Raw genomic sequence first — 18,164 nt, 5'->3', positions numbered from 1 at the left:
TGAATCCCGTGGGAGAGGTGGAGAGCGCGCTGTGGCGAGTGACAACCAGTCCGAGACGGTGACCGGGCCGTCCATTCCCTATGACGTCCCTACGTCGGCGCGCGGCTACGGCTGGATGCTGGGCGGCAAGGACAACTACGAGATCGACCGGAAGTTCGTCCTCTCCACCGTGCCCTCGTTCCCCGAGGTCGTCGACATCTGCCGGCAGAACCGCCAGTTCCTCTACCGTGCGGTGCGCCATCTGACGCGCGACGAGGGCATCCGCCAGTTCATCGACATGGGCTGCGGGCTGCCCACCGACAACAACGTCCACCAGGTCGCCCAGCGCTTCGCCCCCGACGCCCGCGTCGTGTATGTGGACGTCGACCCGATCGTCCTCGCGCACGGTCGCGCGCTGCTCGCCGACGACTCCTCCACGACGGTCATCATGGGGGACATGCGGGATCAGGACGCGATCCTGGACCACCCCGACGTGGTGCGCCTCATCGACTTCGACGAGCCGGTCGCCGTCCTGTTCCTCTCCGTGGGACACCACCTCGTCGATGCGGACGACCCGCACCGGATCCTGCGCACGATCATCGACCGCGCGGCCCCCGGCAGTTTCGTGAGCTTCTCGCAGGTCGTCTGCGACGACCCCGAGCGCGGCGCGCGGATGACCGAGCACATCGCGGGCGGCGGTGTGCCCTGGCAGACCCGCACGCCCGCCGAGGTCGACGTGCTGCTCGAAGGCCTGGAGCCCGTCGAGCCCGGCGTGGTCAACCTCGTCGACTGGCGCCCGGACCCCGACCAGCCGCCCCTCGCACCGGTCGATCCCGATCTCGTGCCCTACCTCGGCGTGACCGAGGCCAACAAGGGGATCTACGAGTACGGGGGAGTGCTGCGCAAGCCGTAGCGGAACGGTTGACCTGGAGAGATCCGCGTCCCACAATGACCACCATGATCCAGCACCTGACCGCCGCCACCCGGACGTTCGACGTCCCGTGGCGGCGCGGGTGCGAGCGATCGGGCCGCTAGCTGCACGGAGTCAGCTCCTCAGCTGTACGGAATCAGCTCCACGGAGTCCATTTCGTACGCATGCCTGCCCGTTCCCGCATCCGAAGGATCAGACCCCATGACCGTCTCCCCGCAGACCCCCGTGACCGCCGCCCTGCGTGAAGCACGCGTGCCCGCCGACGGCATGTACGAGGGCCGCCGCACCCTGCGTCGCCTCCCCGACGACTGGCAGGAACGCCCCTACGAACTCTTCGACGTCGTGCCCCAGGGCCGTGTCATCGGCGCCGAGATCCGCGGCGTCGACCTCGCGCGGCCGCTGACCCCCGCCCTGCGCGAGGAGTTGAACCGCGCCCTGCTGGAGTGGAAGGTGCTGTTCTTCCGCGGCGCCCGCATCACCTCCGAGCAGCAGCGCGCCTTCGCCCTCAACTGGGGTGATCTGGAGACCAATCCGCTGCTCGCCCGCGGCTCCGCCGACGACGTCGTCCGCTTCGACAAGGGCGGCAGCGCCACACCCACGTACGAGAACGTCTGGCACGCCGATGTCACCTTCCGCGAACGCCCGGCGCTCGGCGCGGTGTTGCAGCTGCACGAGGTGCCGCCGTTCGGCGGTGACACGATGTGGGCGGACATGGCGGCCGCGTACGACAATCTCCCCGACACCGTCAAGGCGCGCATCGACGGGGCGTATGCCGTGCACGACTTCATCCCCGGCTTCGCCCGCTTCTACGGTCCCGAGAAGCTCGCCCCGCTCCAGGAGGAGTTCCCGCCCGTCACCCACCCCGTGGTGCGCACTCATCCGGAGACCGGGCGGCGGATGCTCTTCGTCAACACCTCCTTCACCACGCACATCGTCGGCATGGAGCGCGTGGAGAGCGACCGGCTGCTCGGCCACCTCGTGCGGCAGGCCCATGTGCCGGAGTACCAGGTGCGGTTCCACTGGCAGGCGGGCGACGTCGCCTTCTGGGACAACCGCGCCACGCAGCACTACGCCGTCGACGACTACGCCCCGCACCGGCGGGTCGCCGAGCGCGTCGCGATCGCGGGCGACCGGCCGTACTGACCCGGGCCGGCCGGCTCAGGCCTTCAGGCTCAACTCCCAGCGGATCTCGCCGTCCTGGACCACGTCCGTGGCGGCGAGACCCGCGGCTCGCGCGACGGCCGCGGACGCCCCGTGGCCGGGATGGACATGCGCGACGACCGTACGCACACCGTGCCCCGCCAGCCACTCCACCAGGCCGCGCGCCGCCTCCGACGCGAAGCCGCGCCCCTGCCAGGGCGTCCCGACCACCCAGGCGATCTCCGCGCACCCCTCCGGAGCGACGGTCGCCTGCACCGTCCCGACCAGCCCCGGGCGTTCTCCCTCGCGGAGCCGCAGCACCCAGTTGCACCAGGAGACGCCCGGATCCGGGGAGCCGGCGAGCATGCGCCGGTAGCGGGCGCGCAGCGCGTCGACGTCGTCGGGGGCGCCGCCGATGAAGGTGTGCAGCGCCGGGTCGCCGAGCACGGCCGCCATCTCGTCGGCGTGGTCGACGCGGAGCGGTACGAGGTCGAGTCGGGGCGTGCGGATGCCGGTGGGGATCATGGGTGCATTGTGCCGACCGGTCCGCGACACGGCGCACGCACAGACGGATTCGACCGAACTGGGAGCAGCTGATGACAGATTCCCCCGGCCAGCACGGCGGCGCCCTCGCCGGACTCAAGGTGCTCGACCTGTCCCGGGTCCTCGCCGGGCCCTACTGCGCACAACTGCTCGCCGACCACGGGGCCGACGTGATCAAGGTCGAACCCCCGGCCGGTGACGAGACCCGCGGCTGGGGGCCGCCGTTCGTCGCGCCGGACACCTCCGCGTACTACCAGAACCTCAACCGCGGCAAGAAGAACATCGTCGTCGACCTCTCCGTACCCGAGGGCCGCGACATCCTCGACACCCTCCTGCGCGACACCGACGTCCTCATCGAGAACTTCAAGGCGGGCACCCTCGCCAAGTGGGGCTACCCCGACGAGGAGTTGCGGCGCCGCTTCCCGGCTCTCGTCCACTGCCGCATCACCGGCTTCGGCACCGACGGGCCACTCGGCGGACAACCCGGCTACGACGCGGTGCTGCAGGCCTACGGCGGCCTGATGAGCGTCAACGGCGAAGCGGACGGACCACCGCTGCGCGTCGGCGTCCCCGTCGTCGACCAGGTCACCGGCATCCTCGCCTTCTCCGGGATCCTGCTGGCCCTCAACGAACGGCACCGCTCCGGACTCGGCCAGCTCGTCGACTGCACCCTCCTGGACACCGCCGTCAGCCTGCTCCATCCCCACTCGGCGTCCTGGCTCGCCGACGGCACCGTCCCGCGCCGCACCGGCTCCGCGCACCCCACCATCGCTCCCTACGACTCGTTCGCCGCCGCCGACGGGCCGCTGTTCATCGCGGTCGGCAACGACCGGCAGTTCGCCGCGCTCGCCGACGTCCTGGAGCTCCCGGCGCTCGCCGCCGACCCGCGCTTCCGCACCAACCCGGACCGCGTACGCCACCAACAGGAGCTCCGCGCCGCCCTGGAGCAGGCCATCGCCGCCCGCTCCCGCGCGGACCTCACCGCGCTCCTCACGGCACGGGGCGTCCCCGCCTCGCCCGTGCACGACGTCGCCGAGGCGCTGACCGCGCCCCAGGTGCGCCACCGCGGCCTCGTCGTCGAGGACGGCGACTACCGCGGCCTCGCCTCGCCCGTCTCCCTGTCCCGCACACCGGCGCGGATCCGGCCGGAGGTGCGGGCCGCGGGCGCGGACACGCGGGAGGTGCTCGCGGCCGGCGGCCTCGACGACGAGGAGATCGACGGGGCGGTCGCGCGAGGGGTGGTGCGACCGGCTGTGACCTGGGACGACGCGTGATTGTCAGTGGCGGGTGCGAGGGTTGCCGGCATGACACCACTGAGGCTCACGGACATCGAGGCGGCGCTGCGGGGGAGTTGGGGTGCGGACACCGCCGATCCGCGCTCCGGCGAGACGTGGTCGCAGGACAACCCCGAGCGGGACCAGTGCGGCGTCACCGCGCTCGTCCTGAACGACCTGCTGGGCGGTGAGCTGATGCTGGGCGAGGTCCACGTGGACGGCGAGCGGACGGGATATCACTGGTGGAACCGGCTGGCCCTCGGGGTTGAGATAGACCTCACCCGTGGTCAGTTCCTGCCGGGTGAGACCGTTGTCGACGGTGCAGCCGTCACCCGACCGCCCGAGATGCGCAACTGCCGCGAGGAGTACGAGCTGTTGCGTGCCCGGGTCCTGCGGAGGCTGGGCGAACGGTCCGGAGACAGGGAGACGGCGAGCGCTCACGCCACGTCGTAGACGTCGAGCCGCCCCCATGCCGCCGGGAGTCCTTCGAAGTGTGGGGAAACACTACGGCCCCCGGTGTCACCCGACACCGGGGGCCGCCCCGCGTCCCGGCCGCCTTCCCCCACGAAAGGTCACCGGGACTCCCTTGAGTGTGGTTCAGGGATCCCCTCAGAAGGACAGTGCGACGCCCTTCCCGAGACCAGCCTTCATCTCACACCGGTTGGCGAAGGTGGTGGACCAGTTGACCTGCTTGCCGTTCCAGACGCCGGCGACCGTCACGGTGTACGGCTGCCACTCCTTGGTACAGATGGCGTCGGACGTGGTGGCCACGAGTTCGGTGAACCGGCCGTTGACCTCGGCGAGTTCGGCGCACGCGGCCGCCGGGGCGGGGTGGCTGCCCGCGGGGCGCGGCGCACAGGTGAGTGTCACGGCGCGCTCCACCGCGGCGGAGCCGGCGTCCTCGCCCTGGCCGACCGTCAACACCAGGGCGGACGGCGCGTAGAGGCTCTTCGTCTTCGGGGCCTCGGCGTGCGCGGTGCCTGCTGTCGCGGCGAGGACGCAGGTGGCCGCTGCCGCGGCTGCTCCTACGGCCTTGAGGGTGCGACGCATGGTGGACTCTCCTTCGATCGTTGCGGTTGGTGACTGCGGTGAGGAGTCTTGCCGGTGCGGAGAGTGAGTGCCATCCGGATGGTCGATTTCCGGATGTGCCGTTCCGGTGAGCGGTGACCGTACGCTCGTTCGGGCAGCTCAGGGGTGGTGGGAGCGGTTCCGTCCGGTGTGTCCAACATGTGGACGACCGGTGTTGGTATAACGCAGAACCAACGCCTGACCTGCGGAAACAAAAAATTGGTTCCACGTTAGACGATCTGCATCGTCCGGAAATCATCGTTGAACGGCGCTAACAACTTTCGAATCGTTGGTTTTCCGGTGCCAAATCCCAGGAATCGCGGACGCGCTCGGGGCGGGGAAAGGGGGGAGTACGGGATGACGCCGATGGTTCCCGTCGGTGCGACGAGCGGCCCGAGCCGCTCCACGTCGCGCAGCCGGTCCTCAGCCGCCAGAGCCGGGCCTTCGAGCAGGAGTTCACGTCAGCCGTCCACCTGCGCGTGACCGGCGCGCTGCCCGTCGAGAGCTGCCTGGCGGTGCCGGAAAGCGACCGCACGGGCGTCGTACGGGACTTCCTGGACATCACCACCGCGACACTGCGCGGCCACGGCGTCACCTCGGAGGGCTGACGGCGCGGCGGGTCAGCCCCGGGAGAACGCCAGCACTGCGGCCAGGTTCATGGGCTGACGTGTCGACACATAGACATAGGGCGCGCCTCCCCAGGAGTTGCGCAACTCGATGCGCAGCGCGGTGGGGACGTAGGACCGCAGGAGCAGCAGCGCGTACGGATTCGCCCTGACCGTGCGCCACTCGAAGGCCTCGCGCTCGTCGAGGATCTCCGTCGCGCCCAGCGCCTCGATGGGGATGACCCGCTTGCCGACGACGAGGGAGCCGGGCGTCACCAGAATGCGCACGCTGCCGTGCATGTGTACGAGCGCGGCGGACACCGCGATGCCGACCGTGGCCGCCGTCACCGCGGCGAGCACGCCGAAGGGAATGGCCGCCACGGCCAGCCCGGCTCCACCCAGCGCCACCAGTCCCCACCAGGAGCGGGGGACGCTCAGCCGCTCTTCGTAGATGTGCATGCCCGCATCCTGGCAGGCAGGCGCGCGGCCGGGGGCAGGGGGCCCGCCTCTTGCCACCCGTGTGTACCGCGAGGCAACTCGTGGCCATTGATTCCCGTCATCGAAAGCGTAAGCGGGGCACGTGAGTTCGAAAGCGTGCTCTGAACGTGAGTGATGACGAGGAGAACCACGTTGAGACGTGTCGCACGAGTGGCGGCCGCGGCATTGGCGGTGCTCGCCCTCGCGGCGGTGTCGCCGGGCGCCGCCCAGGCCCTGCCGTCCGCCGACCCGCCGGTCTCCGGGCCGCCCCCGGCGCCCGCGTCGGCCGGAGATGACGGCAAGGGCCTGCCGGAAGGCTGGCGGCTCGCCGGGGAGGGCGCGGGGAAGGAGCTCGTGTGGGCCTCGCCCGAGCCGGTCCCGATGGGGGACGCGCGGGTCGAGTTCTACGCCGGGGCCAAGCTCCTCGGCCGACCGGTCGCGGCGCAGGACGGGCGCTCCTTCAGGCTGCCGCTGAACGGCGCCCGCATCGGCCCCGCGAAGCAGCTGAAGGTGCTTGCCGCCGGGCGCCGCCTGGATGAGGCCGGAACCGACGCAGAGTCGCGCGGCCCCCGGCCCAACCCCTCCGTCGGGCCCGCGACACCCCTGCCCGCGAACGGCGTCGACCCCGGAAAGCCGGGCCGCTACCGCACCGTCACCGGCTCGTACACGCTCGATTCGGTACGGCTGCCCGGCTTCCCCGCACCGGTGGAGATGAAGGCCGACGTGATCGGTCCCGCCGACGCCCCGGGGAAGCGGCCGCTGGCGCTCTTCCTGCACGGCCGCCACTACACCTGCTACGGCACGGGGAACGGCCAGGGCATGGGGTGGCCCTGCCCGTCCGGCATGAAGCCGGTGCCGAGCCACAAGGGCTACCACCGCGCCCAGAAGCTCCTGGCCTCCCAGGGGTACGTCACCGTCTCCATCTCCGCCAACGGCATCAACGGCCAGGACGACCTCGCCGAGGACGGCGGCGCGCAGGCCCGCTCCTCGCTGGTACGGCTGCACCTCGCCCGCTGGGCGGACTGGGCGGAGAAGCGGTCCACCGCCCCCGCCGGGGTGCGCGCCGTCGCGCCGGCCGACCTGTCCCGCGTGCTGCTCGTCGGGCACTCCCGGGGCGGCGAGGGCGTCAACCGCGCCGCGCTGGACAGCCTTTCCCGGCCGCCCGCCGACCAGGACGGCTACCGCGGTCCCGTCCGCTGGAAGATCCGCGGCAACGTCCTCATAGGCCCCACCGTCTTCGGCCAGAACCCGGTCCCCGACGTACCCTCCACGACCATCCTGCCGGGCTGCGACGGAGACGTCTCCGACCTCCAGGGCGAGATCTACGTCGACGGGACGCGCGGCGTCAGCCGCGGCGCCGCCCTGCACAGCGCGGTCTACATGGTCGGCGCCAACCACAACTTCTTCAACAGCGAGTGGACCCCGGGGCAGGCGACCGCACCGGCCGACGACGACTTCTCGTCCGACGACACCACCGACCCGGTCTGCTCGAAGGGCACCGCGACCAGGCTGACCGCCACGCGGCAGCAGGCGGCCGGAGCCACCTACATCGCCGCGTCGGCCCGGCTGTTCGTCGCCGGCGACGACCGGGTGCGGCCCCTCCTCGACGGCTCCGGCCGACGGGCGCCCTCCGCCGACCCCGCGCGGGTGCTGACCCACGCCGTCGGCGGACACCGCACGCAGGCGCTGCTGCCCGGCGCCTCGACGAAGGTCAAGGGCGGACGCGTGTGCGCCCAGGTGCCTGCCAGGGACGCCGACGCCTGCCTGCCGTCGCGAACGGCCGGGAGCTCACCGCACTTCGCACACTGGGAGGTCGCACCGGAACCCGGCCGTGACGCCGTGGCGATGCGCTGGTCGCGGGCCGGAGAGCCCGTGCGGATGAGTCCCGCACGTCCCGTGTCGCTCGCGGGTGCCAAGGACGTGGCGCTGCGGGTGATCGTGCCGCCCAACACCACCGGGACCCGGTTCGACGTCTCCCTCGTCGACGCCTCGGGCCACCGGGCGAAGCTCGGCAGGGTCGGCGTCGACGGACTGCCGGGCAGCGAACGCACCTCGTCGTACTGGGGGCGCGAGGTCCGCGTACCCCTGTCGGCGGCGGCCCGGGACACGCTCGACCTCAAGCACGTCAAGACCCTTGAGCTCACCCCGCGCAGCCGCTCGGGCAAGGCGTGGCTGATGGACGCCTGGGGCTGGCGCCCCGGCACGCCCGCCGTGCGGCCGGCCGAGCTGCCGCGCGTCGACCTCGGCAGGCTGAGCGTCAAGGAAGGCGACTCCGGCGTGCGCACCTACAGCGTCCCGGTGCGCGTCTCGGGTCAGGGCAGCGGCAAGGTCCGGCTGTTCGTGCCCAAGCCCGGCACGGACGGCTTCACCCAACGGACGCTGACGGTGCGTCCGGGTGAGAGCGTCGATGTGCCGGTCGAGGTGCGCGGCGACACCCGCTACGGCTACGACGTCGCGCACGACGCGTTCGTCAAGGCGGTGCGCGGCGCGGTGGTGGGCTCCCACCACGGCGGGGTGACGGCGCGCAACGACGACCCCATGCCGAAGATCACGCTCGAACCCGTCAAGGACCGGGTCACCGAGGGCAAGCCGCTGACGTGGCGGATGACGCTCTCGGAGCCCGTCGACGTGGACCTCATGGCCGAGCTGTCCTTCCTGCCCGTCGACGGCGGCAGGGAGCTGTCCACCCTGGACGTGGACCCGGCCTGGCTGGAGGCCCAGTTCGACGCACGGCCCCGCCCGGAGCGGCCGCTGTCCAAGATGGCGGAGGGCCAGGGCCTGTACGTCTCCGTGGCCGCGGGCAAGAAGAGCGCCGAAGTACGCGTGCCCACCGTCAAGGACCGGACGGCCGAACCGAACGAGTCCCTGAAGGCCCAGCTCCACGTCTACGACGAGAACTGGGAGCCGCAGCCGGGTCCGGTGGTCACCGGAACGGTGCGCGACGCCTCGTAGCGCGCAACGCGCAGCACGCACGAACGCGGTCAGTCCAGCGGCGCGTCCGCCGGGTCGACCGCCCGTGGGCGCGGCTCGGCACCTTGTGCGTCGAGCCGCGCCAGCGCCAGTGCGTGCGCCCGGTCGAGGGCGTCGGAGGCGGCGCAGGGCACGTCGGGACGTACACCCGTGCCCTCCCAGTTGGTGCCTGACACGGGATTGACCGCCCTGCCCACCGGGATGGTCGCCTCCAGGTGCGGATGCACCGTCCAGCCGTCGCGGGGATGCGCCCCGCCCACGGTCGTCCCGCCGACGACGACCGCCCGGCCCAACTGCTGGAGGTCGTAGGCGAGTTCCTCGCCGGCGGAGAAGGTGCGGTCGCTCGTCAGGACGTAGAGCGGCTTGCTGCCGCCGAAGCGGGCGCCCGGCACGTGCGCGGGGCTCCAGGACTGTTCGAGACGCTCGCCCTTGCGCCAGTACATGTTGTTGAGGTGGGTGCGCCGGTCCAGCACATGCGCGCAGACGAACGCGACCGTGTCCGGATCTCCTCCTGTGTTCGCGCGCAGATCGAGTATCAGGGCGTCGGCGGCGGCGACCAGGGTGAGCGCGGCCGCCAACGGCCCGGCGGACCAGGACAGCGGGAACAGGGCCGGGGCCAGTTCGAGCACCGCGACCCGGCCGTCCAGGAGCTCCACCCTGGGCGCGCCGCCCAGCGAGGAGTCGAACTTCTCGCGCAGCGCCGCCATGGCGGCCTCGCCCTGCTCGGCGGGCACCGGCCGGTCGTGGTGCTTGAGGCGCAGGTGCAGGTCGCCGTTGAGGGACTGGAGGTCCGCGGTGACCAGGCGGGCCAGGTCGGCGGCGTCCTCGACGTCGTACGCGCCCTCGGTGAGACGGAGCCGCAGCAGGGCGGCGAGCCGTTCGCCGAGCTCGGGGAACACGTAGTGCCGGTCGACGAGTTGGGCGGTTTCTTCTACGACGGTGGCGACGCTGAGCCGCTGGGTGACTGTGGTCATGGCAGGTGAGTAGAACAGCCCCCTTCCGAAAGCGTCAAGAACATTAGACACTTGATTCATGTCCGATCAGCCCCAGCAGAGCCCACCGCCCCAACAACCCCCGCCGCGCCAGGTCGTCGAGATCGAGTCACCGGCACAGCACGCCGCGCTGGCGCACCCCCTGCGCCAGCGGCTGCTCTTCTCGCTCGGCCATGAGCCCGCCACCACCAGCCAGTTGGCGACCCGCTTGGACACCGGCAAGGGGAACGTGGCGCACCATCTGAAAGTGCTGCGCACCGCCGGTCTCGTCCGCGTCGCAGAGACCCGCAAGGTCAGGGGCGGCACCGAGCAGTACTACCAGCGCGTGGCCGAACGCATGGCCGTCGCCGAGCCGCGGACCGAGGGCACCGCCGCCATGCTCGGCGCCGTGGCCCAGGAGCTGGGCCGGTCCCCGCGGACCACCCTGTCCCTGCGGCATGTGCGCCTCGGCCCCGACAAGGCCAGGGAACTCGCCGAGACCCTCGCCCGGCTGGTCGACGAGGCCGAGGAGGACGCGGACGAACAGCCCGTGCACGGCGTGCTGGTGGCGATGTACGAGCAGGTACGGCCCGGCGAGGACCCTGCGTAGAGTTCTCGCATGTCCGCACCGACGACCACCCCCGCGCTCCAGCTCCTCCGGGCCGACCACGCCCCCGCGCTGCTCGCCTTCGAGGAGACGAACCGGGCCTACTTCGCCGCGTCGGTGCCCGACCGGGGAGACGCCTACTTCCGGGACTTCGACGCACGGCACCGCGCCCTCCTGGCCGAGCAGGAGCAGGGGGTGTGCTTCTTCCACGTGCTGGTGGACGACGGCGGCGAGATCCTCGGGCGGGTCAACCTCGTCGACGTCGCGGACGGCAGCGCCGAACTGGGCTACCGCGTCGCGGAGAAGGCCGCGGGCCGAGGCCTCGCGACCCGGGCCGTCCGGCAGGTCCGCGACCTCGCCGTCACCGCGTACGGCCTGACCGTGCTGCGTGCCGCCACGACGCTGGACAACCCGGGCTCGCGGGCCGTGCTCCTCCGCGCCGGCTTCGTGCCCGTCGGGGACGTCCGGCTCGACGGCCTCCCGGGGACCGGCTACGCCCTGACGCTCTGAAGCCGCCGGGCGCCGCGGCGGGGGACGCCCGGGTCAGTCGCCGCGCGGCCGCGACTCGTGCAGCCGCGTGTGATAGCGGCCCTCCGACTCGTACCCGACCGGGTCCTCACCCGCCAGCTTCACTTGACGGATGGCGTCGCGACGCTCCTCGGGACTGGTGAAGAGCCGCTGCGTATAGGTCCGTGAGCAGTCCGTCACGGTGTCGAGGCCGTGCGCCGCCAGCGTCTCGGCGATGCGCCCGTAAGGCACCGTCCGCAGCACGAACGCGCTCACCCAGACCGGCAGCCGAGCGCAGTCGAGCAGCGCGTCGAACGTGCGGTGCGAGATGTAGCCGATGCCCCCGGTGACCGTGATCAGACCGGTGCGGGCGACCGCCCGGCGCAGCTGCGGGCTGGGCGGATGCCGCTCCAGGTTCTCGGCATACGCCTCGTCGAGCAGGCCCGCGTCCAGCGCGTACCGGGTGGCGTTCGCCGCCAGGTCCAGCCCGATGACCGGGGTGGCGTCGGGGCGCCGCCGCGAGGCGTAGAACTCCTTGTCGCGGTCGATGAGTTCGTGCGGCGTGAGCGCGGCGGCCTCGTCCGACGTGTAGTGCGCGTACAGGTCGGCGAGCGTCAGATCGTGGTTGAGCAGAGCCGCGTTGATGCCGTACGAGCAGCACACGTCCAGGACCGTCACCGGACCCTCGCCGCCGGACAGCCGCGCCCGCAGCTCACGGGTGCGGCGGAAGACCGCCTGGGCGTGCTGCGGGATCTCGTACTCGTACGGCGCCAGCGTCCGGAAGTAGGCACGCGGGTCCGGCTGGTCGTAGATGTCGTCGAACCGGGTCTTGCCCGATGCGGTCCTTGTCCTGTGCCGGTCTGTGGCCATGGGGCACCTCCGGGAGCGGGGAACGGGTCTGGGGCAGACGTGCACCTCTACCCGACCTCTGCCACCCCCCGGTAGACCTCGTGGCGGTATCCGGCCACGGCGCCGCCCCGCCGTGGACCCGTGCGCCGGCCCCGCTGACTACCCTGGAGCCGATGTTCTCCTCCCAGGGTCCCACGCTGCGTGAACTCGCCGTTCAGGCGCTCTCCTCCACCGAGCACGGATACGACCTGCTCGCCCCCAAATTCGACCGCACGCCCTTCCGCACGCCTGGCCGATTCCTGCGGGCGACAGCCGACGCGCTGCGCCCCCTCGGCCCCTTCGACGCGGGCCTCGACGTGTGCTGCGGAACCGGCGCGGGCGTCGGGACGCTGCTGCCGCTGTGCCGCGAGCGGGTCACCGGCGTGGACTTCAGCGCGGGCATGCTGGCGACCGCCGCGCAGACGGTCCCGGCGCCGGGTCCCGGCGGGCCCGCGGTCGAATGGGTCAGGGCCGACGCCCGCGCCCTGCCGTTCACCGAGGGCTTCGACCTCGCCGTCAGCTTCGGGGCCTTCGGTCACTTTCTGCCCTCCGAGCGGCCCGCCCTCTTCGCGGGCGTCCACCGGGCGCTGCGCCCCGGCGGCCTCTTCGCCTTCCCCATCGGCGCGCCGCAGCCCGTCACCTCGCCCTGGTACTGGGCGCTGCTCGGCTTCGACGGCGTGATGCGCGTGCGGAACCGCCTGTGGCGCCCGCCGTTCGTCATGTACTACCGGACCTTCCCGCTCGGCGGAGTGCGCGAGGATCTCGTCGACGCGGGCTTCGACGTGCGCCTCCGCCCCCTGGAGGAGTTCGGACGGCGGCCCGACGGCAGCCCCCGCTGGTGCCTGGTGGAGGCGAGGAAGGCTTAGCGGCGCCGGGCCCGCGACCGGCCGTGGGCGGCGAAGGCTTGCTACGCCTTGCCGTCCGCCGCCGACCGCAGCGCCGCCACATCCAGCTTCCCCATGCCCAGCATCGCCTGCATGGCACGCTGCGCACGCCCGGGATCGGGGTCGGTCAGGAGCTCGCCGAGCACGGTGGGCACGACCTGCCAGGACAGGCCGTACTTGTCCTTGAGCCACCCGCAGGGGCCCTCTTCGCCGCCCTCGGAGAGCTTCGTCCAGTAGTAGTCGACCTCGGCCTGGTCGGCGCAGTCGATCTGGAAGGAGACAGCCTCGTCGAACGTGAACTCCGGGCCGCCGTTGATCGCCGTGAACAGCTGGCCGTCGAGTGAGAACTCCACGGTCAGGACGGTGCCGGCCGGGCGCGGGCCGCCCTCTCCGTAGTACAACACGTTCTTGATCTCCGAGTTCGGGAAGACCGAGACGTAGAACTTCGCCGCTTCCTCGCTCTGCAGGTCGAACCAGAGGTTGGGCGTGATCTTGGGCATGGCGCTCTCCTGTCGGTACGCGGCGGGCCTGTCCGCCCTTCCTGTCTGCCTATGTGGACTCTCGCACCGCCAGGAAGTCATCGCCGCACGGCGACCGGATCGCGCCGCCCGGCGTCACCGGATCACCGGATCACCTAATCTCGCGTATCTGCGGCTCCCTCTCCAGCACGATGCCGAAGTGTTTGTCGTACGCCGCGAGCACCTCCGCCTCCGAGGTCAGCTCGGTCGTCCGCCGCTCGCCGTCCACGGTCGTGGTCAGGGTGCGTCCGCCGAGGGTGATCCGCCCGCCGCCCCCGGTGACGCGGGAGCAGACCAGGGAGCGTGTGAAGTGGGAGTCCGGCGAGGTGCGGTGGTACCAGGCACCCACCTTGAAGTCGGCCAGCGCGCGCGGCCGCCGGTCGACCACGTACTGCGGCTTGTCGTCCTTGATGACCTGGAGGTCGCCCTCCGGAGCCTCCGCGATGCGGAAGACCCCGCCGGGGTCGGCCTGCCCGCCACGCTCGGTGAACGCGAGCGGCAGGTGGCTGTGCGCGCCGAAGCCGACGTCGGCCAGCCAGTCCCCGCCGTCCTCGGTGCGCACGCGGAGAGCGAGGTGGTCGTAGGGGATGCCGGGCTCTCCGGCGTCGTCGTACACGCGGGCCTGCAGCAGTGTGACGTCGAAGCCGAGGGCCCTCAGGAGGGCGGCGAAGGCGCCGTTGAGCTCGTAGCAGAAGCCGCCCCTGCGCGCGTCCACCACCTTCGTCACCAAGGCCTGGTCGGTGAGCTCGATGTCCTCTCCGAGGTGGATCGAGAGGTTCTCGAAGGGCACGCTGCGCAGATGCGCCAGATGCAGGTCGCGGAGGGCTTGCGTCGTGGGGCCCGCGGGGCGTTCGATGCCGATGCGCCGCAGGTAGGCGTCGATCTGTTCGGTGTCCATGGGCACCAGTGTCGCCGGGCGGCCGCCGCCGAGGCCATGACCTTCGGAAGGCCCTCGCGCCGTCCGTGGGCCCTAGGGCTGCCGTCCATGGGCCCTAGGACTTCAGAACGACCTCGGACGACGGGAAATCGCGGGTGCCGTGCGGCGGTACGTGTGTATGCTCACCGGCGAGCACGCGCCCCACCCGGCGCCGTGCGCCACGAGAGACGCAAGGAGGTGAGCCCGATGACCGCGCGCCACAGCACGCACCACCCCGTCCGGGCCCTCCTGACCGCAGTCCGCGTCCACAGCCTCGTCTGAAGTTCACCGTCAGAGGCGTGACGCCACCGCCAGGAGCGCCCCCCCGCGATCGAGATATCGCATCCTCCTGAGCGAAGGAACCGAACCACCGTGAACGCCACGCCCTTCCAGGTCTCCGTCCCGGACGACGTCCTCGACGACCTGCGCACGCGCCTTCGGCGCACCCTCTTCACCGCGGCCTCCGACCCCACCTACTGGGCCGCCGGCACCGACCCCGGCTATCTGAGCGAGCTCGTCTCCTACTGGGCGGACGGCTTCGACTGGCGCGCCGCCGAGGCCGCGCTCAACGCCTTCCCGCACCGCGTCGCCGACGTCGCGGGCTCCCGCGTGCACTTCGTGCACCTGCGCGGCGTGCGGCCCGAGGGCGCGCCCGCGCCGCTGCCGCTGATCCTCAGCCACGGCTGGCCGAGCAGTTACGTCGAGATGCTGCCGCTCGCCCGGCGGCTCGCCGACCCGGCAGGACACGGCGGCGACCCCGCCGACGCGTTCGACGTGGTCGTGCCCTCCCTGCCCGGCTTCCTCCACTCCGAGCTGCCGCGCGGCCCCTTCACCCGCCGGGGCGTCGCCGGGATCTGGCACGAGCTGATGACGAAGACCCTCGGCCACCACCGCTTCGGCGCCTTCGGCGGGGACATCGGGGGAGGCGTCACCCAGTGGCTCGGCGCCCTGTACCCCGAGGAGGTCGTGGGCGTGCACATCACCTCCGCGGTGGTCTCCGCCGACTTCGACGCGCGACCGCCGACCGCCGAGGAGCGGGCCTATCTCGACCACCTCGACGCGTACGACGCCGAGGACCAGGGCTACAGCGAGATCATGTGCACCAGGCCCGACACGATCGCCGCCGCGCTGCGGGACTCCCCGGCCGGCCTGCTCGCCTGGATCATCGACAAGTACCGCGACTGGAGCGACTGCGCCGGCGACCTGGAGGCGCGCTGGGACAAGGACACCCTGCTGACTGTCGCCACCCTTTACTGGGCCACCGGCAGCATCGGCTCCTCCTTCCGCCAGTACTACGACTACGTACGGCACAACACGCCCGTGCCGCCCATCACGGTGCCCGGCGCCGTCACCCTCAGCCACGAACCGGCCTTCGCGCACTACCCGAAGAGCCTCGCCGAGCGCGTCTTCACGGACCTGCGCCACTGGAGCACCCCGCACAACGGAGGCCACTTCATGGCACACGAGGAACCGGACCAGGTGGCACGCGAACTGCGCGCCTTCTTCCGCCCCTTGCGGCCCACGGTCTGACAGGACCCTGGAGGGGCGGAAGAATCCGCGGCAGCGCTGTCAGCGGCCGCCCTTCCGGGGCAGCGTGCAGGTGGCCTCGGCGGTCTTGTGCGGGTCGCTCACCGAGCGGGCGGTGAGCGTGAGGCGGCCCTGCGGGCGGGCGTCCGGCTTCGCGGCGACGGCGACGTCCACGTCGACCGTGGCGCCCGCCCTGGCGGTGGTCAGCTTGTTGGGCAGCCAGGCGGACCAGCCGCGGCCGGAGGCCTTGGCGGAGAGCCGGTAGACGTCGGAGCCGAGGTACCGGGCGACGTCCTCGGGGTGGTCGCCCGGCGGATCCGTCATGGCGCGGCCGGTGTTGGTCAGCGGGAAGGTGCAGGTGGCGCGGCTCTTTACGGGGTCGCCCGCCGCCTCGCCGCGGCCCAGCGCCGTGCCGCGGCGCTGCGGACCCGAGCCGTCCAGGGACTTCACGGCGAGCGTGTAGGAGAGCACGCCCGCGCGGGTGCGGTGGATGTCGGTGACGTAGAAGTGCAGGCGGTTGGCGCGGTCGACGTACTCGTAGGAACTGCCGGAGTCCGCCCCGGCATGGAAGAGGGCGTCGCTGAGCTGGCGGTAGTCGCCCATGGTGATCTTCTGCGGGGTGCCGTCGGGGCGGACGAAGTCCACCATGTCGATGTCCTCGGGGTGGGCGTCGATCACCCAGGCGAACGGAGCCTTGTCGTCGTTCTTGGTCTTGGTGATGAGCACTCCGTTGTCCGGGGTGAAGGAGTCCATGCCCATGCGGTCCACGACCTCGAGGGTGTAGTTCTGGTAGCCGCCGCCGTCGCACAGCGGGTCGGTGTCGCGGTCGCAGGCGGGGGACCGGTCGCGTGACATGGCGATGTTGACGCCGGCCAGGCCCTTCTTGCCGGGCGGCGCGGAGCGGGCGGTGACCTTGGCGACGGCCACGCCGGACTCGTCGAGCGCGTCACGGTCCAGGCGCAGCACGTTCTTCTCGTCGACGATGTCGAGCTGGAGCTTGTCCCGCAGGATGTGCTGGGAGCCCATCGAGCCGCCTTCGGTGGCCGGGATCTTCCAGCGGGTGTGCGGCCCGCCGGGACCGTTGAACGAGCCGCGCGAGAGCATGCTCCAGATGCCGGTGTAGGCGCGGCTCAGGGGCTTGCCGTAGGGGTTGTTGTAGTTGTCGCCGATGCCCAGGATGTGGCTGAGCTCATGGGCGTACACCCCCATGCCGGAGCTCTCGGCCTGGGTGGACGAGCCTGCGGTGGCGTTCGGCCAGATGCGGGCCGCGGCCTGCCAGGAGGTCCACGGGACGTAGCGGGTGGCGGCGGAGTTGCCGCCGGAGGCGATGGGGGAGGGCGGCCCCCAGACGGCCGGTACCTGTCCCTCGGAGCCGAACTTCATCTGGCCGAACTCCTGCCAGGTGGAGGACTCGTCCTGGCCGGCGGTGAGGTAGAAGACGAAGTCGAACTCGGCGGCCTTCCGCTCGCCGACCTGGGCGACCCAGGCGGCCCTGCCGTTGGCGCGGATGTCCTTGCCGCAGGTCGTGACGGTCGGGCAGGCGCCGGGGTTCATGCCGGGCTCGATGCCGTACTGGAAGGACTTGAACGGCATGCGGTACACGCCGAAGGCCTCCAGGTCGACGCCGACGCGGCCGCCGGAGTCCTCCATCCAGTACTCGTTGATGGTGTGGCCGCGGTTCAGTGCGCCCGGTTTGTTGAGGAAGTCCTCGTAGAACTTGGGCAGTTGCCCGCGCGGGACGTTGGCGGCGGTGGTCTGGGGGTTGCCGAATACGGTCGAGCCGGGCGGTCTGCTGACGGTGAACCCCTCGTCGGGATAGTCGAGGAGTACCAGTGCGCCCTTGAAGGTCTTGTCGGTGGGTTCGAGGTCGGGGTCGGCCCAGTTCGTGCCGGGGACGGAGCGGTACTCGCGCCAGGTCATGTCGTCGGGGTTGCGCCAGTTCTGCGGGTCGATGGGCCGGGTCAGGGAGGGCCGGGCCTCGGCGGTCCGGCCGGTGTCGTCGGGCGTCGCCCGGGCGGTGCCGACGGCGGCGGCCGCGAGGGCGGCGAGGACGGCGGCTACGACGGTGGTGCGCCGGACCGGGGTGCGGCGCCGGCGGGCCGGGCGTCCGTGCGCGGAGCGTCTGTGCTCGGGGCGGCTGTGCGTGGAGCGTCTGTGACGGAGGAACATGGCTCACCTCGTGCCTCTTGCCGGGACAAAATGGACAAGTGCATGACAAGCCGTTCGAGTGGTGCGTCCACCGCTGCCAAGGTAGGCCGCCCGCAGCGGCGATGCCAGAGTGCCTGTGGAGGCCGCTCCCGTGCCCTGCCACCACCGGTCACGGTGCGTCAAGAGCCGCCGAGGCGGGCAGGATTGGTTT

The 18,164-nt window shown here is 71.7% G+C and carries 18 protein-coding genes; 10 read left to right on the top strand and 8 right to left on the bottom strand.

The features are described from left to right. The first annotated feature begins 31 nt into the window (after positions 1-31). Together ACZ56E_RS11620 and ACZ56E_RS11615 are read left to right on the top strand one after the other, a co-directional pair. The gene (locus ACZ56E_RS11620) at positions 32-892 is read left to right on the top strand and encodes an SAM-dependent methyltransferase (protein ID WP_471213392.1); all 861 of its coding nucleotides are present in this window, start codon (positions 32-34) and stop codon (positions 890-892) included. A 285-nt stretch (positions 893-1,177) separates the two neighbouring features. Then, the gene (locus ACZ56E_RS11615; protein ID WP_471214079.1) at positions 1,178-2,053 is read left to right on the top strand and encodes a TauD/TfdA dioxygenase family protein; all 876 of its coding nucleotides are present in this window, start codon (positions 1,178-1,180) and stop codon (positions 2,051-2,053) included. Between the two features lie 15 nt (positions 2,054-2,068). Here ACZ56E_RS11615 and ACZ56E_RS11610 read toward each other — a convergent pair whose 3' ends face one another. Then, positions 2,069-2,575: a GNAT family N-acetyltransferase gene (locus tag ACZ56E_RS11610; protein WP_471213391.1), complete on the bottom strand. Its 507-nt coding sequence runs from the start codon at positions 2,573-2,575 to the stop codon at positions 2,069-2,071. Between the two features lie 71 nt (positions 2,576-2,646). Here ACZ56E_RS11610 and ACZ56E_RS11605 point away from each other — a divergent pair, with 71 nt between their 5' ends. After that, entirely contained in the window at positions 2,647-3,867 is a 1,221-nt protein-coding gene (locus ACZ56E_RS11605; RefSeq protein ID WP_471213390.1) for a CaiB/BaiF CoA transferase family protein, read from the top strand. Positions 3,868-3,897: 30 nt separating this feature from the next. Next, positions 3,898-4,320, top strand: coding sequence for a YunG family protein (locus tag ACZ56E_RS11600; RefSeq protein WP_471213389.1), 423 nt, complete (start codon positions 3,898-3,900; stop codon positions 4,318-4,320). Positions 4,321-4,476: 156 nt separating this feature from the next. Here the strand turns inward: ACZ56E_RS11600 and ACZ56E_RS11595 are convergent, their stop codons facing one another. Then, complete coding sequence (locus tag ACZ56E_RS11595) at positions 4,477-4,917, bottom strand: SSI family serine proteinase inhibitor (protein ID WP_471213387.1); 441 nt, start codon at positions 4,915-4,917, stop codon at positions 4,477-4,479. Positions 4,918-5,414: 497 nt separating this feature from the next. Between ACZ56E_RS11595 and ACZ56E_RS11590 the strand changes: the two genes are divergently transcribed. After that, complete coding sequence (locus ACZ56E_RS11590) at positions 5,415-5,543, top strand: hypothetical protein (protein WP_471213386.1); 129 nt, start codon at positions 5,415-5,417, stop codon at positions 5,541-5,543. A gap of 12 nt (positions 5,544-5,555) precedes the next feature. Here ACZ56E_RS11590 and ACZ56E_RS11585 read toward each other — a convergent pair whose 3' ends face one another. Next, entirely contained in the window at positions 5,556-5,999 is a 444-nt protein-coding gene (locus ACZ56E_RS11585; RefSeq protein ID WP_468610948.1) for a DUF3093 domain-containing protein, read from the bottom strand. Between the two features lie 171 nt (positions 6,000-6,170). Between ACZ56E_RS11585 and ACZ56E_RS11580 the strand changes: the two genes are divergently transcribed. Then, the gene (locus ACZ56E_RS11580) at positions 6,171-8,969 is read left to right on the top strand and encodes an alpha/beta hydrolase (RefSeq protein WP_471213385.1); all 2,799 of its coding nucleotides are present in this window, start codon (positions 6,171-6,173) and stop codon (positions 8,967-8,969) included. Between the two features lie 29 nt (positions 8,970-8,998). Here the strand turns inward: ACZ56E_RS11580 and ACZ56E_RS11575 are convergent, their stop codons facing one another. Then, positions 8,999-9,961 carry a S41 family peptidase gene (locus ACZ56E_RS11575; protein ID WP_471213383.1) on the bottom strand — a complete coding sequence of 321 codons (963 nt, stop codon included), beginning with the start codon at positions 9,959-9,961 and terminating at the stop codon, positions 8,999-9,001. 58 nt (positions 9,962-10,019) lie between these two features. On the opposite strand from ACZ56E_RS11575, the gene ACZ56E_RS11570 reads away from it, so the two are divergent. Then, complete coding sequence (locus tag ACZ56E_RS11570; RefSeq protein WP_471213382.1) at positions 10,020-10,568, top strand: ArsR/SmtB family transcription factor; 549 nt, start codon at positions 10,020-10,022, stop codon at positions 10,566-10,568. A gap of 9 nt (positions 10,569-10,577) precedes the next feature. Continuing rightward, positions 10,578-11,075, top strand: a complete 498-nt coding sequence (locus ACZ56E_RS11565; RefSeq protein WP_471213381.1) for a GNAT family N-acetyltransferase — start codon at positions 10,578-10,580, stop codon at positions 11,073-11,075. 33 nt (positions 11,076-11,108) lie between these two features. Here the strand turns inward: ACZ56E_RS11565 and ACZ56E_RS11560 are convergent, their stop codons facing one another. Beyond that, the gene (locus ACZ56E_RS11560; protein ID WP_471213379.1) at positions 11,109-11,942 is read right to left on the bottom strand and encodes a hypothetical protein; all 834 of its coding nucleotides are present in this window, start codon (positions 11,940-11,942) and stop codon (positions 11,109-11,111) included. Between the two features lie 152 nt (positions 11,943-12,094). Between ACZ56E_RS11560 and ACZ56E_RS11555 the strand changes: the two genes are divergently transcribed. Further along, a complete protein-coding gene (locus tag ACZ56E_RS11555; protein WP_471213378.1) occupies positions 12,095-12,826 on the top strand; it encodes a class I SAM-dependent methyltransferase in 732 nt (243 codons plus the stop codon). Positions 12,827-12,867: 41 nt separating this feature from the next. Here the strand turns inward: ACZ56E_RS11555 and ACZ56E_RS11550 are convergent, their stop codons facing one another. Both ACZ56E_RS11550 and ACZ56E_RS11545 read right to left on the bottom strand, forming a co-directional pair. Beyond that, positions 12,868-13,344 (bottom strand): VOC family protein, encoded by a 477-nt coding sequence (locus tag ACZ56E_RS11550; RefSeq protein WP_471213377.1) that lies wholly within the window; start codon positions 13,342-13,344, stop codon positions 12,868-12,870. A 130-nt stretch (positions 13,345-13,474) separates the two neighbouring features. Continuing rightward, positions 13,475-14,260: an arylamine N-acetyltransferase family protein gene (locus ACZ56E_RS11545; protein ID WP_471213375.1), complete on the bottom strand. Its 786-nt coding sequence runs from the start codon at positions 14,258-14,260 to the stop codon at positions 13,475-13,477. Between the two features lie 390 nt (positions 14,261-14,650). On the opposite strand from ACZ56E_RS11545, the gene ACZ56E_RS11540 reads away from it, so the two are divergent. Continuing rightward, positions 14,651-15,808, top strand: a complete 1,158-nt coding sequence (locus ACZ56E_RS11540) for an epoxide hydrolase family protein (protein ID WP_468610966.1) — start codon at positions 14,651-14,653, stop codon at positions 15,806-15,808. Between the two features lie 39 nt (positions 15,809-15,847). On the opposite strand, the gene ACZ56E_RS11535 is transcribed toward ACZ56E_RS11540, so the two are convergent. Continuing rightward, positions 15,848-17,974 (bottom strand): M6 family metalloprotease domain-containing protein, encoded by a 2,127-nt coding sequence (locus tag ACZ56E_RS11535; protein WP_471213373.1) that lies wholly within the window; start codon positions 17,972-17,974, stop codon positions 15,848-15,850. Positions 17,975-18,164: the final 190 nt, after the last annotated feature.

The sequence above is a fragment of the Streptomyces sp. NPDC039480 genome, from assembly GCF_055597165.1.
Note: the sequence above shows the minus strand (reverse complement) of the source record. Positions and strands in the feature narration are given on the sequence as shown.

What these genes read in the sequence shown, in the direction of transcription:
- ACZ56E_RS11575 (WP_471213383.1), bottom strand. Translation starts at nt 9,961, where the DNA reads ATGACCACAGTCACCCAGCGGCTCAGCGTCGCCACCGTCGTAGAAGAA.
- ACZ56E_RS11595 (WP_471213387.1), bottom strand. Translation starts at nt 4,917, where the DNA reads ATGCGTCGCACCCTCAAGGCCGTAGGAGCAGCCGCGGCAGCGGCCACC.
- ACZ56E_RS11615 (WP_471214079.1), top strand. Translation starts at nt 1,178, where the DNA reads ATGTACGAGGGCCGCCGCACCCTGCGTCGCCTCCCCGACGACTGGCAG.
- ACZ56E_RS11535 (WP_471213373.1), bottom strand. Translation starts at nt 17,974, where the DNA reads ATGTTCCTCCGTCACAGACGCTCCACGCACAGCCGCCCCGAGCACAGA.
- ACZ56E_RS11555 (WP_471213378.1), top strand. Translation starts at nt 12,095, where the DNA reads ATGTTCTCCTCCCAGGGTCCCACGCTGCGTGAACTCGCCGTTCAGGCG.
- ACZ56E_RS11565 (WP_471213381.1), top strand. Translation starts at nt 10,578, where the DNA reads ATGTCCGCACCGACGACCACCCCCGCGCTCCAGCTCCTCCGGGCCGAC.
- ACZ56E_RS11585 (WP_468610948.1), bottom strand. Translation starts at nt 5,999, where the DNA reads ATGCACATCTACGAAGAGCGGCTGAGCGTCCCCCGCTCCTGGTGGGGA.
- ACZ56E_RS11600 (WP_471213389.1), top strand. Translation starts at nt 3,898, where the DNA reads ATGACACCACTGAGGCTCACGGACATCGAGGCGGCGCTGCGGGGGAGT.
- ACZ56E_RS11560 (WP_471213379.1), bottom strand. Translation starts at nt 11,942, where the DNA reads ATGGCCACAGACCGGCACAGGACAAGGACCGCATCGGGCAAGACCCGG.
- ACZ56E_RS11605 (WP_471213390.1), top strand. Translation starts at nt 2,647, where the DNA reads ATGACAGATTCCCCCGGCCAGCACGGCGGCGCCCTCGCCGGACTCAAG.
- ACZ56E_RS11610 (WP_471213391.1), bottom strand. Translation starts at nt 2,575, where the DNA reads ATGATCCCCACCGGCATCCGCACGCCCCGACTCGACCTCGTACCGCTC.
- ACZ56E_RS11545 (WP_471213375.1), bottom strand. Translation starts at nt 14,260, where the DNA reads ATGGACACCGAACAGATCGACGCCTACCTGCGGCGCATCGGCATCGAA.
- ACZ56E_RS11570 (WP_471213382.1), top strand. Translation starts at nt 10,020, where the DNA reads ATGTCCGATCAGCCCCAGCAGAGCCCACCGCCCCAACAACCCCCGCCG.
- ACZ56E_RS11550 (WP_471213377.1), bottom strand. Translation starts at nt 13,344, where the DNA reads ATGCCCAAGATCACGCCCAACCTCTGGTTCGACCTGCAGAGCGAGGAA.